Consider the following 14487-nt stretch of genomic DNA (forward strand, 5'->3'; position numbering starts at 1 on the left):
GAATGACGGAGAAGGTATCAAGTAAAACGATTACACAGGAATGGCTGAAATCCTTGCCGGGTCTGTCGATGTATTCAGGTACAAGACTATTTAAGATACTCGGACCACTGGTTATAGGGGTAGAAATAATTAAGATCCCCGCCAGGGGACGTTATGCACCCTATTTTGTTTTTATTCCGCTGGTCGATCTAAAGGAGGATGGAAAAGCAAGGGGTACACAAATAGTCATACAGGCAAGAGATACAGATAACAGGCAGTTATTTATATCTGAAGAACAGTATGATGCTATACCACCGACAGCAATTGATTGTGTACTTACGCAATTCAGCATTTCTTTGGATCAGGATATAACACAGCAGGCACTTTACAGGATGATTGATAATTTTACGGGATGGATCGAAGTGAAAGCGCGAATCAGATATCTGATAGATTTCCACCTGATAAAATTACATACGGCACTTTATCTCGATGACGAAATACAGATACAGGAAAGTCTGAGAAGCATCAGGGAAGAAACTGCAGCTGTTCCTGAGACTACGCTGATAGCATGGTTTGGTGACTTAGCCTGGGAGCAACGGTTGAATACAATGGTAACAAACCGGGCGGCTTACCTGGAGCAGATAAGGGAAAAGATAAAAAAAGATAAAAAGTTGTCGAAACTTCCGAGGAATGACATTTATCGTTGATGATCCGGACTGGTGTAATAAAAGAAGAGCGCTGCAGGGATGCAGCGCTCTTCTTTTATTACATAACCCAGCATGAGTTGTCAGCTGATATTGGGCAAAATTAAAAAAGCCCGCAGATACAATATCTGCGGGCTTTTCGGCATATCGTGTAACAAAGCGCTACTATGATTTTAGCCATTTTGTCGGGACGACTAGATTCGAACTAGCGACCTCTTGCACCCCATGCAAGCGCGCTACCGGGCTGCGCTACGTCCCGTTTTACCGGTATTCCCCCGTTGGACGGGGATGCAAAAGTAGCCAATTATTTTATTTTTCAAAATATTAAGTATACTTTTTTATAAAATATTTCAAATATAAACTGTTAGCCTTATCTATCGGCACGGATTGGCGCCGGGTACCTCGCAGGGCGTTATGAAGGTGATGAAGTATCAGCTTCGATACTTGATTTAAACACCTGGCAATTTTGAAAATTAATTTATTAAAAATAATATTTTCATTTTGTGTTAGTTGATGTACCTGGTAATAACTTTATCACTATTAATATTTTATCAATGCCTACATTTACAGCCATAATATCTGTGCTATTAATTTAGTTAACCAAAGCCATATAATGTAATCACATGAAGTATTATTTATCCCTGTTATTCCTCTCGTCAGGATTGTATCTGCATGCACAACAAAAAACAAATCTTATCGCCGATACCGGCAACATCGGCATCGGAACACGAACGCCCACTGCTTTGCTGCACGTGAACGGCGGCAATATTAAAGTATCGGATCCCATCGGCTACCCCTGGGGTATGGCGATAAATTTGACCAATCCTACCAGCCCCTGGGCCAGGGAATTCAGTATCTCTGCGGGTAGCACCGGAAAAATAGCAGCATTCGGTGCTTTTGGCAATGCCGGAACATTGAATTATGCTTATATAGGTGGCAATTTAACCGCGGAAAGCGCTCACCTTACACCCTGGATGGTTTTCAAACCCAATGGCTATATTGGTATCGGCACGGTTGATCCGCCAACAACATTTGCCGTGAATGGTGGGGTAACTATTTTCTCAGGTGTAAACGCTGTTATGGCAAGGCCTCTGATAACAAAGGAAACGATGACAGGAGAAATACGGGGTACTAGTCCGAACTGGTATGCAGGTGATGATGGTTTCCTGAGATTGAGTGCAGGCGGAGGAACCAACGCGGGTACAAAGTCTTTTATTGATCTGTCGGGTTACACAAACAACCAGCCGGATCGCTACCAGAACATCACGCTGGGTACTTCCGGTGCCGAAAGAATGCGCATCACTTCAAATGGAAACATAGGTATCGGCACCAGTAATCCCACGGCTAAGTTGGCAGTAAACGGTGATATTAAAGCCACACGCGTAAAAGTGACCACTAATGCTGCCGATTGGCCGGATTATGTATTCAGCACATCTTATCAATTGCCTGGATTGCAGGAACTCGAAGAATACATCCGGAAACATCAGCATTTACCTGGTGTGCCTTCTGCTGAAGAAGTGAAGAAGGAGGGGAGTGCAGACCTGGGAAGCATGAATGAAATACTGCTCAGAAAAGTAGAGGAGCTAACCCTTTATATGATTGAGCTGAAGAAAGAAAATACAGCCCTGAAAGGCCGCATCGAAAGCCTGGAGACTAACCGATAAATATAGGTAAGCAGCCCTGAAGATAGCCGTTTCAGGGCTGCTTTTATACGGTAATTTATTATCCCCGTTTCCCGCCACGGCTTATCAAAAAAATAATCAAACCTACTACCACTGCTACGGCAAGTATCCCTGTCCATACGCCTGCTTTGAATATTCCGCCTATCACCTCGCAACTGCTGAGGAAAAGTACCAGGCATGACAGCAACCAATAAGTGACGTGTTTCATATCGTTCAGTTTTAATGATATACACACCTTGACACATCCTGTACCAAAATATATTTGCAGGTGTCAAAATAATTCACAAGCTTTAGATGATCAACCAGGACATGTATGAATACAGGGAAAGCCTATAAATCAGGCCTGCGCGTGGTGGCTTCCCATTCCTCACTTTGGGGACTCTTTCTACAAGGTGACCGCCACGCTTTCGCCGAAATATATGATGCGCATATCGATGACCTCTTTCACTACGGTATGCACTTTTGCCAGGAAAAAGAAAGGGTAAAGGACTGTTTACAGGACCTGTTCCAGGACCTTTGGATCAGCAGGGCGCACCTGTCTGCCGACATTCAGAATGTACGCTATTACCTGATCAGCAGCCTGAGAAGACGTCTGCTCCGGGCGCTCCGTAAAGATCGCCGCTATCAGCACCGCGAGTCCTGGGAAGCTTTTGAATTTGAATATACCCTCCCCCTCGAAAATCAACTTATTCAGCAGGAAACCCTCGAAGCCCAGAAACGCCTCCTGCAGGAAGGTCTGGCTACCCTCACCCGTCGTCAACGGGAGGCCATCTATCTCCGTTTCTTCCAGAACCTCAACTACGATGAAGTAGCAGATATTATGTCTATGCAGGTAGATTCTGTCTATAATACCATCTCCAAAGCAATCGGCATCCTCAAGAAAAACATTTCTCTGCCGCTCCTGTTGCTGCTTTTAAGCAAATAAAAAAATATTTTGAAAAAAGTGATGAGATTTCTTTCATGGATGTCTCTTTAAGAAAAAGCACGTTCTCTTGGCAGCCAGCAACTATTTATCATACACGGCCAGGGAGTTTGCAATGGATGAGGATTTCCAGGAATGGGTATTGCACCCGGAGCTAAGAAATGTGTTTTGGGAAACGTGGCTCACGCAAAATCCGGATAAGGAACCCATTATCAGCAACGCCCGGCAATTGGTGCATAGTATCAGATTCCGCTCATACACCCTCTCCGCTACGGATAAGGAACAGCTGTGGGATGGGATATGGAATGGGCTCGCAGAAGAGGAAGAAACAACAAACGATATAGCCCGCATACCCTGGTGGAAAAACACCTGGAAATATGCAGCGGCAGTGTTACTGGGGATACTGCTCACAGGCGCCTGGTGGAAATGGCAGTCAACCAGCCATGAACCAGCTATCGTCAGCATACATACCCGGCTGGGCGAAACCAAAAATCTGTTACTGCCTGATTCTTCAGAAGTAACACTCAACGCCGACTCACGACTGCTCTATGCAGTAAACGGAGATGGCAAACGCGAAGTATGGCTCGATGGAGAAGCCTTCTTCCATGTAAAACATACCGCTTCCCATCAGAAATTTATCGTTCATACCTACGATAATCTCAATGTGGAAGTACTGGGCACACAGTTTAATGTGAACAGTTCCGGGAAAGAAATTATAGTAGTGCTGCAACAGGGTAGTATACTGCTGAATATAGGTGAACCCGTTAAGGGAAAAACCGCTGAACTATACCTGCATCCAGGTGAAATGGTTCGATACAATAAACAGGATGGCGATTATACCAAGAAAAGTGTAGACGCAGATCACTATACCTCCTGGCACACAGGACGACTGGTAATGGATGATTTTACACTGACAGATGCTGCCGCCTTTATGCAACAGGTGTTTGGTAAAACATTGATTGTTCGCGACACACAATTATTACGATATAAGGTATCAGGGTCAATGCCTATCATTTACAACCCCGATACCATGATGACTCAGCTGGGAAAGGTTTTCCGTATGCAATTCAACCAAAGAGGCGATGAAGTCTGGATCCATAAACAATAAAGATCGCCGCTCATAATTATAAGTAGTCTATTCCTTAATCGTTAAAACCTGTTCAAGATGAAAAAAGGTTTACGTGTTTTGCTAATGCAAACATTAGCCCTGTATTTCCTATCCCAAACGGTGTCGGCACAAAACCTCGCTGCCACCAATAATCAGCAGATTCCCCCTGAAACCGGTAACAGTGAGGAGCTGCAACCCGATGAGTCTTCACTGAAAACAGTGCTGCACCTCATCGAAGACCGCTTCAGCGTTTCTATTGCCTACAAAAGTAACCTGGTGAAAAATAAAAAGGTACAACTATCTGTTGCTACCTGTCAGTCACCCGAAGAAGCATTGGGCAAAGCCCTCCTGCCCTTCAACCTCCACTACGAAAAAGTGAGGGAACACTTTTATATGGTCACCGAAAAAGCACCGGCGCCAGCGCCTGTCGAATCAGGTGTTCTCCAGCAACAACATCCTGTGAAAGGGGTGGTGAAAGATGATAAAGGAAATCCCTTTCCAGGTGTAACGGTACGCATTACCGGCACAAACATTGGCACGGTGACAAGCCCCGAAGGTACCTATTCCATCTCCGCTCCGGGCAAAAGTAACGATGAACTGGAAGTCAGTTTCATCGGATACGAAACACAACGTGTAGCCATTAGCGGTAGACAACTCATCAATATCACTTTAAAAGAAGGCGCCAGCGCCCTCAACGAAATTGTGGTAACAGGATATACCACCCAGAAAAAGAAAGATCTTACCGGCTCTGTAGCAGTGGTAAATATCGATAACTTAATTAAACAACCTTCCGCCCAGGTAACAGAACAGTTACAGGGACAGGCCTCCGGTGTTACCGTAATAGGCTCCGGCCAACCGGGACAAGCACCACAAATCCGTATCCGTGGGGTAAATACCTTTGGTTCCAACTCCCCGCTGTATGTAGTGGATGGAGTGCCTACCACCGATATCGCCGACCTCAATCCAAATGATGTGGCCAGTCTGCAGGTATTGAAAGATGCCGGCGCATCTTCTATTTACGGTGCCCGTGCTTCCAATGGTGTGATCATCATCACCACCCGCCGTGGTTCCGGTAAAGTAAAAGTAAGCTACGATGGTTACTATGGCCGCCAGCAACCGAAGAAAGGTAATGTATGGAATACACTCAATCCGCAGGAACAGGCGGACCTCAGATGGCTGGCGTACAAAAACTCCGGTATAGATCCCGGCACAGAGCAATATGGTAACGGCGCCACGCCCAGGATCCCTGATTATATTCTGCCTTCGGGTGCCATGGAAGGCGATCCACGGGTAGATCCTTCCAAATATTATCTGAATCCGAATTATACTGATCTGACGGATTATGGTAACTTCTACCAGATCTCCAGGGCAAATAAAACAGGTACCGACTGGTATCATGAAGTATTTCGTCCTGCCCCAATAACCAGCCACAATGTGGCCGTAAGCGGTGGTGGTGATAAAGGTAATTATCTCTTCTCCCTGAATTATTTTAATCAGCAGGGAACATTGATGAATACCTACCTGAGAAGATATACTATCCGGTCCAATACCCAATACAATATCACGGATCATATCAGGGTAGGAGAGAACCTGGCATTCTCTATGTCTGAAAATCCTACCGTTGAAATCAATACTTCTGATGCCGCTATTGGTCATGCAATGCGGGAGCAAAGCATTATACCGGTGTACGACATTAAAGGCAACTTCGCCGGTTCCGCAGGAGATGCACTGGGCGATGCTTTTAACCCGGTGGCGATGCAGTATCGTACCCGTAACAATAAAGCCTTTAACAGCCGCTTGTTTGGTAATGTGTATGGAGAAGTAGACTTCCTGAAATACCTGACCTTCCGTACCAGCTTCGGTGGTGAAATATCTTCCGGATGGTCGCACAGTTTTACCTTCCCGCAGTATGAAAATAAGGAGAACTCCACCAGCAACTCCTATACAGAAGGATCTACCAACGCTCATGCATGGACCTGGACGAATACCCTGACCTATCACCAGACATTCAACCAGGTACATGACCTGAAAATAATTGCAGGTACGGAAGCATTCGACAGCCGTAACAGAAGCGTGGGAGGTACTACAAAAGATTATTTCACTTTTGATGCCTACTTCCCCGACCTGACCACTGGTACCGGCGTACAAACCAACTACAGTACCCGCGAATCAGAAAGCCTGTATTCCATACTGGGTCGTATTGATTACTCTTTTAAAGACAGATACCTGCTGAGTGCTACTATTCGTCGGGATGGTTCGTCTAAGTTTATAAATAACCGTTTCGGTACCTTCCCTGCTATTACCGCCGGCTGGCGTATTTCGCAGGAAGAATTTATGAAGAAGGTGAGCTGGGTTTCTGATCTGAAACTCCGTGGTGGCTGGGGAATTATGGGCAACCAGTTAAACCTCGGTGTCAACAATGGTTACTTCCTGTATGGTGGTAAACGCAGCTCTACCTACTATGATCTCGCTGGTGTGAATAATGGCCTCACCGCAGGTTTTGCCAGTTTCCAGATCGGCAATCCCGATGCAAAATGGGAAAGTGATGTTAATGCCAACATTGGTATTGATGCCAGCCTGTTTAACGGTGAACTGGATTTCTCCGCCGACTATTATCGTAAGGATATCAGGGACCTCCTGTACAATCCGGAACTACCGGGCCTTGCAGGTACTTCTGCACAGCCTTACGTGAATATTGCACAAATGAAAAATGAGGGTTTCGACTTCTCTATTGGCTGGCATAAAAATATCACTAAACAACTGCAGATAAACCTAACGGGTACACTAACTACTTATAAAAATAAGATCGTTAAAATTGCTGACGGAGTGGAGTATTTTGATAGTGATGGCCGTCGTTTTGATGGTAGTAATATTATCCGTAATGCGGTAGGTCAACCGGTGTCTTCTTTCTTCGGTTATAAAGTGATTGGTTTCTGGAATGATGCAGCTGAAATTGCAGCAGCAGATAAGCAGGCGCAGAAAGCTACCAGCACGCCGGATGCTACTTACCAGGAAGGCGAAGGACTGGGACGTTTCCGTTACCAGGATGTGAATGGCGATGGTATCATTACACCGGATGATCGTACTTTCCTGGGCAATCCAAATCCGGATTTCTCTTATGGATTGAATATCGGTCTGAGCTACAAAGGTTTTGATTTTAGTTTGTTCCTCTTCGGTACCCATGGTAATCAGATCTGGAACAACGTACGCTGGTGGCGCGATTTCTACCCTTCTTTTGAAAGCGCCAAGAGCAAAACCGCGCTGTATGATTCCTGGAGACCAGATCATAAAAACGCTAAAGCACCTATACAGGAAGTGGCCGGGTCTACCAGCACCCAGGGAGTACCTAACTCTTATATGGTGGAAAATGGTTCCTATCTGCGCGCCAAGAACCTGCAGCTGGGATATACTTTCCCGGCAGGTTCACTTAGCCGTTTACGTATAGAAAAATTGCGTGTTTACGTGCAGGCAGCCAACTTGTTTACCATCACTAAATACTCCGGTCTGGATCCTGAAATTGGCGGTTCAGATATTACCGATTTTGGTGTAGATGAAGGCGCTTATCCTAATCAACGCCAGTTCCTGATTGGTATTAACCTGGGTTTTTAACAATTGCTCATTTAAAAAAGTATGATCATGAAATCATTTTATCATATACTACTGAGTGTGGCTTTTGCAACTCCCCTGATGTCTGGTTGTAGTAAGAGTTTCCTCGAACGTACCCCGCAGTCTTCCCTGGAAGAATCATCACTTACCAATAAAAAAGGTGTCAACGCCCTGTTGATCGGCGCTTATGGTGCATTGGACGGACAGGATTTCAAGGACGGCGACCTGACCAATCTCTCCGGAGGCAGTGGCTATGCCGTATCTCCTGATAACTGGATCTATGGCAGCGTATGTGGTGGTGATGCTCATAAAGGTAGTGATCCCGGTGATGCATCTGCTATCCTGCAGATAGCTACTTTTGTTGGTAACGCTACCAACGGTTTCTTCAACGAGAAATGGCGGGTAGATTATGAAGGTGTGCGCCGTTGTAATTTCGTGTTGCACCTGTTGAAGAACGTTACTGACATGACGGAAGCTGAAAAGAAAGAAGCGGCAGGTGAAGCGCGCTTTCTTCGCGGACATTTCTATTCAGATCTGAAAAAGATGTTTGATCATGTATCCTGGGTAGACGAAAATTCCGAAAGCTATTCCAAGCTGAATGTAGATGATTATAAAGTACCCAATGATAAGGATATCTGGCCAATGATTGAAGCTGACTTCAAATATGCCGCCGATAACCTGAATGAGATACAGGATGTGATAGGCCGCGCCAATAGCTGGGCAGCCAAAGCTTACCTGGCCAAAACCTATCTCTATGAGAAAAAGTATGTGGAAGCGATGCCCATTTTTGAAGATGTGATTGCCAACGGCCAGACAGCCAAAGGTGTTCATTTTGAACTGGTGCAGAAGTTCCATGATAACTTCGATGCTTTTACAGAAAATAACAGCGAAGCCGTTTTTTCTATTCAATACAGCGCAAATGATGGCTCCGGTGGTACTGGTAATGCTAACCAGGGAGAGATGCTGAATTACCCTTATAATGGCCCTTTCAGCTGTTGTGGTTTCTATCAGCCTACGCAGGACCTGGTGAATTCTTTCCGCACTGATGCCAACGGGCTGCCATATATCGATGACTTCAACAGCCACCCTGTTGAAAATGATATGGGCATTGCCAGTGATGAAGCCTTTACACCGGATGCAGGCAACCTGGATCCCCGTCTGGACTGGACCGTAGGCCGTCGTGGTATTCCTTTCCTTGACTGGGGTAATCACCCGGGTAACAACTGGATTCGTGACCAGCATTCTGCCGGCCCTTATTCCGCTGTGAAAAATGTATACATGCAGGCCACACAGGATAAATTTTATGATGGTAATGGCTGGGCACCGGGAAATGCGATCAACTATGTACTGATCCGCTTCTCTGACGTACTCCTGATGGCCGCTGAATGCCAGGCACAGGTAGGAGATCTGAATATTGCGCAGCAACATGTAAATACGGTGCGTGCACGCGCCGCCAATCCGGTGAGCTGGGTAAAGACTTACATCGATCCGGAACATCCATTGGCTGGGTACACCAATACCCCTGCGGCTAATTATAAAATCAGCACGTATACAGCCGGCACCTTTACCGCAAAAGGCAAAGCATGGGCTACGAAAGCCATTCAGTTTGAGCGTAAGCTGGAACTGGCAATGGAAGGACATCGTTACTTTGACCTGGTGCGCTGGGGCATTGCCCAAACAGAGCTGAACCGCTACTTCAGCTACGAGAAGACAATTACTACTGATATTGCCACCGGTAACTTTGGCGCCAAAAATGTGAGATACCCGATTCCACAACGCCAGATAGATCTGAGCGTGAAGAACGGCGCCCCTGTACTTATTCAGAATACGGGCTACTAATTATACACATCTAATGAAGAGGGAAAGGCACATGCCTTTCCCTCTTTTATCAATCCTCATTACAAAAATATTAATTACATGAAACACGGCTATTACCTGTCGCTGTTAATGAGCCTTGCTTTGCCGGTACGTGCCCAGCAATGGATTACTGCCAGGCAGCCATTGGAAGGGAAATGGCAGATACAGTCTGCTGCTAAAGTAAAGGAAGGAGGGAAAGAGATTACGGCCATGAACTTCTCCGCAGCACAATGGTACCCCGCCAAAGTGCCGGGAACAGTAATGGCGTCCCTCGTGGAAGATGGCGTTTACAAGGATATCTTCTTCCATAACAATATGGAACATATTGCCACCGATCCCTTTAAAGATCCCTGGTGGCACCGCAGGACCTTCGAATTGCCTGCCATGGCCCCCGGACAGGTGGTACAGCTTCTTTTCAATGGTATCAACTACCGCGCATCGATCTGGCTGAATGGAAAGCAGGTGGCCACGGATACGGTAAGAGGTGGTTTCCGCAGATTCAAATTTGATGTGAGCCAACTGGTACATACCGGCACCAACGTACTGGCAGTAAAGGTGACGGCGCCGGCGCCCGGTGAGCCTACGCTCGGATTTGTAGACTGGAATCCCGCACCTCCCGATAAAAATATGGGCATCTGGCGTGATGTACAACTGCTGCTAAGTGGCCCCGTCACCATATCACAGCCATTTGTCCAAACAACGGTGGATACGGTGGCATTTAAGCGTGCATCCGTTACCGTGAGTGCTGTACTCAGCAATGAAAGCAATGCGCCGGTTACAGGTACGCTGGAAGGACATATCGGGGACGATATCCACTTTTCCCAAGAAATTACTTTAACCCCCAACAGTCACCAGCAACTTACTTTCACGCCACTGCAATACCCGGCGCTGATTATCCGGAATCCCCGCCTGTGGTGGACCCGTGACCTGGGCAAACCGGAATTGTACCAGCTGTTGCTGCAGTTTAAAACAGGTAATACAGTAACGGATACACGAAAAACAAGGTTCGGCATCCGGCAGGTATCCGACTATATCAATGCTGATGGACATCGGGGTTATATCCTCAATGGCCGCAAATTGCTGATCCGCGGCGGCGGATGGACAGACCCCATGCTGCTCAACGCCACCACCGATTACGAATGCGCCGGTATCGACTATGCCGTTCATATGAACCTCAATACCATCCGCATGGAAGGCTTCTGGGGCAACAATGAACACCTCTACGATCTGTGTGACGAAAAAGGCATCCTCATCATGGTAGGATGGAGCGCCCATTGGGAATGGGATAACTACATGGGCACAAAAGCAGACGACTTTGGCGGCATCATTACACCGGAACAACAATTTATTGCAGCGCAATCCTGGAAAGACCAGATCATCTGGTTGCGCAACCATCCTTCCATATTCGTTTGGGTATATGGCAGCGATAAGCTCCCACGTCCTGCCCTGGAACAGCAATACCTGGATATACTGCGGCAATACGATCCATCCCGCCCTTCGTTGAGCTCCGCCCACGATAATACCAGTACACTCACCGGTCCTGCCGCCGTAAAAATGCGCGGCCCCTATGATTATGTGCCACCAGACTATTGGTATATCGATGATAAAAATGGCGGCGCCTTCGGCTTTAACACAGAAACAGGCCCTGGTCCACAGGTGCCTATGCTGGAAAGTCTGCAGAAAATGATCCCGGCAGATTCCCTATGGCCCATTTCCAGCGCCTGGATGTATCATGCAGCAAGAGGGGAGTTCCATAACCTCGACTACTACAACAATGCCATGGAAAAACGTTTAGGCAAAGCCGTTAGCCTGGAGGATTACCTGCGCAAAGCACAATATCTCAACTATGAAGGTATGCGTGCCATGCTGGAAGCATTTGCTGCCAACCGTCCTGCCGCCACCGGCATTATCCAATGGATGTACAACTCTTCCTGGCCTAAGCTCTGGTGGCAGTTATACGACTACTACCTGCTGCCTACTGCCGCATTTTACGGTGCCCGCAAAGCAGGAGAGCCCCTGCATATCTCCTGGAACTATGGCCGCCGCGGAGTAGATGTAATCAACAATACCGGCCATACCACCGGTCAGCTGAAAGCCAGTATTCATGTTCTGGATGCTGCACTGCAAACTATTTATAAAACAGATACGCTGGTCACCGGCCTGCTGCCGCAAAATGCCAGTCACCTGCCCGCATTGCCGGTATCGCCGGCTACGGGTACCTGGTACCTGGATCTGCAGCTGCAGGACAAGGATAAAACGGTGAGCCGTAACTTTTACGTGCTATCATCCCGGCAGGACCTGCTGGATACCRCCAAAACAAACTGGTATGTTACGCCGCAAACAGCCTTTGCAGACCTCACTGCCCTGCAGCAATTACCTGCTGTAAAACTGGAGATGCAGTCGAAACTGCTACCCAAAAAAGATACAACTTTTGCCAGTGTAGTACTGAAAAATCCAGGTAAAACACTGGCATTTATGGTGCACCTGGATATCCGCCGCAAGAGCGGGGAAACAGTGGTGCCGGTATTCTGGGAGGATAATGACTTTACGCTGCTGCCCGGTGAAAGCAGGGTAATTAACGGATATGTACATACGAAAGATTTACAACAACAACCTGCGGTGGTTTCTTTAAGTGGCTGGAACATCGTACCAATTCATCAATAATGAAAAACAGGAATTATTATATTGTTGGTTTAATCATGCTCACCTTTTTCGTGATTTCTTTTCTCACGAATGTGATAGGGCCGCTGATACCAGATATCATTAATGGTTTCCACCTGAGTCTTACCCTGGTGGCACTATTGCCTTTTGCTTTTTTTATCGCCTATGGCGTTATGTCAATTCCTGCGGGGATGCTCATAGAAAAGTACAAGGAAAAGAAAATCATGATCGCAGCTTTTGTAGTAGCCTTCCTCGGTGCGTTGCTGCTGTCCTGCTTCCCGAATTACTTAACCGCGGTGCTATCTCTCTTTTTAATTGGTTGCGGCATGGCCATGTTGCAGGTAGTGATTAATCCATTACTGCGTACTTCCGGTGGAGAAGAGCATTATGCATTCAATTCCGTGCTGGCGCAACTGATATTCGGACTGGCCTCTTTTGTGAGCCCGCTCGTATATTCGTACCTGGTAGTACATATACAAAGTGGTAGCCTGCACACCTTTGCCGGTCTGGTACCGGCTAACTTGCCATGGATTTCGCTGTACTGGCTGTTTACATTGATTTGCATTTTCATGATTGCTATCATCGGACTGTCTAAATTTCCCAGCGTAGCGTTGACAAAAGAAGAGACGGTAGGTGCTTTGCAAACACATATCGATCTGCTGAAAAAGCCGGTAGTGGTATTGTATTTCTTTGCTTTGTTCTGTTACGTAGGAACCGAGCAGGGGATTGCCAATTGGATTTCGCAGTTCCTCATGGTATATCACCATTATGATCCGCAAACTACAGGCGCCAATGCAGTGGCGTATTTCTGGGGTTTGATGACAGCGGGTGGTGTATTGGGATTACTCCTCCTGAAATTGATAGACAGCCGCAAAGTATTGGTAGGCTTCACGCTGCTGGCCATGATCAGTCTTACTGCAGCGCTGTTTGGCAGCGGCCCGGTCGCCCGGATTGCTTTCCCTATGGTGGGTTTCTTTGCTTCGGTGATGTATCCCATTATTTTTTCACTGGCGCTCAACTCTGTATCCGAACACCATGGCTCTTTCTCAGGTATCCTGGTAACAGGTATCACCGGCGGCGCCGTATTGCCGTTGATAGTGGGCTGGCTGGGAGATCATTGGGGACTTCGTACTGGTCTGTGTTTCCTGTATCTGACGATGGGGTATATTTTAAGCATCGGCTTCTGGGCGAGACCGATTGTTACCAATAAAACATTAAGCTTCAGCGGGAGGGAGTAGCGTTAGCTGCTCTGCCCATTGCAAACCGCCGGCTAATGTACGGTTGCTGAATTCAATATGTATCACCCTGCGGTTTTGTCCGTTGCTGCTGCGGCTGGAAGCATGCATCAGCAGCGGCCGCATAATCATGATGCCGCCCCGTAGTACTGCACAACTAACATCACCTGTGCCGTTCATATCAATAGTGTTTGCCCGGTAAGCGCCTTTCAGGTGTGAGCCGGGTATCACTTTTAAAGCACCATTATGTTCATCCGTATCATCGAGGTGGATACGGATAGTGAAATTGTTTTCCAGGATATCAACAGGCGGCTGTACGGCATATTGGTCGGGCTTTATCGTCCACGGACCATATCCTTCCACCGGCAGTTTCTCCGCAACAGAAATGGTCAGGTCCTGGTGCCAGGCCACAAACCAGTTAGACTGCCCCGGCTTATCAAAATAGATGGATTTAACCGGGAAATATCCCACACCGAAAAGCTGCTGTAGCAATGTTTGTAATTGCGCTGTAAAAACAAGTGTTTGTATAGCCGGCACTACCTGCAGAAACCGACGGATAGCAAAAAGATCATTCGTCTTTCTGAATAAAGGTCCGGTAGGACTTATATCGTTGATAGCAGCCAGCATCGCATCGATCGCGGACTTGTCAAATACATCCGGTATCACGGTAAATCCTTGCTTGCTAATGCGTTCCTGGTGTGCTGTGATGTTCATATTACTGATTCATTGGGTA

General features: G+C 46.9%; 10 protein-coding genes and 1 tRNA gene. 8 read left to right on the forward strand and 3 right to left on the reverse strand.

The features are described from left to right. Positions 1-2 precede the first annotated feature (2 nt). Positions 3-686, forward strand: coding sequence for a hypothetical protein (locus tag AB4Z08_RS21495; protein ID WP_441575840.1), 684 nt, complete (start codon positions 3-5; stop codon positions 684-686). A 182-nt stretch (positions 687-868) separates the two neighbouring features. Here AB4Z08_RS21495 and AB4Z08_RS21500 read toward each other — a convergent pair. Further along, positions 869-942 (reverse strand) — tRNA-Pro (locus AB4Z08_RS21500). A gap of 364 nt (positions 943-1306) precedes the next feature. Here AB4Z08_RS21500 and AB4Z08_RS21505 point away from each other — a divergent pair. Beyond that, positions 1307-2347 carry a hypothetical protein gene (locus AB4Z08_RS21505; protein ID WP_441575841.1) on the forward strand — a complete coding sequence of 347 codons (1041 nt, stop codon included), beginning with the start codon at positions 1307-1309 and terminating at the stop codon, positions 2345-2347. 58 nt (positions 2348-2405) lie between these two features. Here AB4Z08_RS21505 and AB4Z08_RS21510 read toward each other — a convergent pair whose 3' ends face one another. Continuing rightward, a complete protein-coding gene (locus AB4Z08_RS21510; RefSeq protein WP_441575842.1) occupies positions 2406-2573 on the reverse strand; it encodes a phosphatidate cytidylyltransferase in 168 nt (55 codons plus the stop codon). Between the two features lie 105 nt (positions 2574-2678). Here AB4Z08_RS21510 and AB4Z08_RS21515 point away from each other — a divergent pair, with 105 nt between their 5' ends. The 6 genes from AB4Z08_RS21515 (at position 2679) to AB4Z08_RS21540 (ending at position 13757) form a co-directional block, all read left to right on the forward strand. Further along, entirely contained in the window at positions 2679-3290 is a 612-nt protein-coding gene (locus tag AB4Z08_RS21515) for an RNA polymerase sigma factor (protein ID WP_441575843.1), read from the forward strand. Positions 3291-3357: 67 nt separating this feature from the next. Further along, positions 3358-4395: a FecR family protein gene (locus AB4Z08_RS21520; RefSeq protein WP_441575844.1), complete on the forward strand. Its 1038-nt coding sequence runs from the start codon at positions 3358-3360 to the stop codon at positions 4393-4395. A gap of 57 nt (positions 4396-4452) precedes the next feature. Then, positions 4453-8004, forward strand: coding sequence for a SusC/RagA family TonB-linked outer membrane protein (locus tag AB4Z08_RS21525; protein ID WP_441575845.1), 3552 nt, complete (start codon positions 4453-4455; stop codon positions 8002-8004). Positions 8005-8031: 27 nt separating this feature from the next. Beyond that, on the forward strand, positions 8032-9840 hold the full coding sequence (locus AB4Z08_RS21530) for a RagB/SusD family nutrient uptake outer membrane protein (RefSeq protein ID WP_441575846.1): 1809 nt from the start codon (positions 8032-8034) through the stop codon (positions 9838-9840). 78 nt (positions 9841-9918) lie between these two features. Further along, positions 9919-12522 (forward strand): glycoside hydrolase family 2 protein, encoded by a 2604-nt coding sequence (locus AB4Z08_RS21535; RefSeq protein ID WP_441575847.1) that lies wholly within the window; start codon positions 9919-9921, stop codon positions 12520-12522. Further along, positions 12522-13757: an MFS transporter gene (locus AB4Z08_RS21540; protein WP_441575848.1), complete on the forward strand. Its 1236-nt coding sequence runs from the start codon at positions 12522-12524 to the stop codon at positions 13755-13757. The genes AB4Z08_RS21535 and AB4Z08_RS21540 overlap by 1 nt, the downstream gene beginning before the upstream one ends. Here AB4Z08_RS21540 and AB4Z08_RS21545 read toward each other — a convergent pair. Further along, positions 13734-14468 (reverse strand): phytanoyl-CoA dioxygenase family protein, encoded by a 735-nt coding sequence (locus AB4Z08_RS21545; protein WP_441575849.1) that lies wholly within the window; start codon positions 14466-14468, stop codon positions 13734-13736. The genes AB4Z08_RS21540 and AB4Z08_RS21545 overlap by 24 nt on opposite strands. Between the last annotated feature and the right edge of the window lie 19 nt (positions 14469-14487).

This window comes from Chitinophaga sp. RAB17 (assembly GCF_052114225.1).
In the GTDB taxonomy this organism is placed as follows: domain Bacteria; phylum Bacteroidota; class Bacteroidia; order Chitinophagales; family Chitinophagaceae; genus Chitinophaga.

Coding starts and splice junctions, on each gene's coding strand:
- AB4Z08_RS21505 (WP_441575841.1), top strand. CDS start 1,307: ATGAAGTATTATTTATCCCTGTTATTCCTCTCGTCAGGATTGTATCTG.
- AB4Z08_RS21495 (WP_441575840.1), top strand. CDS start 3: ATGACGGAGAAGGTATCAAGTAAAACGATTACACAGGAATGGCTGAAA.
- AB4Z08_RS21515 (WP_441575843.1), top strand. CDS start 2,679: ATGAATACAGGGAAAGCCTATAAATCAGGCCTGCGCGTGGTGGCTTCC.
- AB4Z08_RS21540 (WP_441575848.1), top strand. CDS start 12,522: ATGAAAAACAGGAATTATTATATTGTTGGTTTAATCATGCTCACCTTT.
- AB4Z08_RS21525 (WP_441575845.1), top strand. CDS start 4,453: ATGAAAAAAGGTTTACGTGTTTTGCTAATGCAAACATTAGCCCTGTAT.
- AB4Z08_RS21545 (WP_441575849.1), bottom strand. CDS start 14,468: ATGAACATCACAGCACACCAGGAACGCATTAGCAAGCAAGGATTTACC.
- AB4Z08_RS21530 (WP_441575846.1), top strand. CDS start 8,032: ATGAAATCATTTTATCATATACTACTGAGTGTGGCTTTTGCAACTCCC.
- AB4Z08_RS21510 (WP_441575842.1), bottom strand. CDS start 2,573: ATGAAACACGTCACTTATTGGTTGCTGTCATGCCTGGTACTTTTCCTC.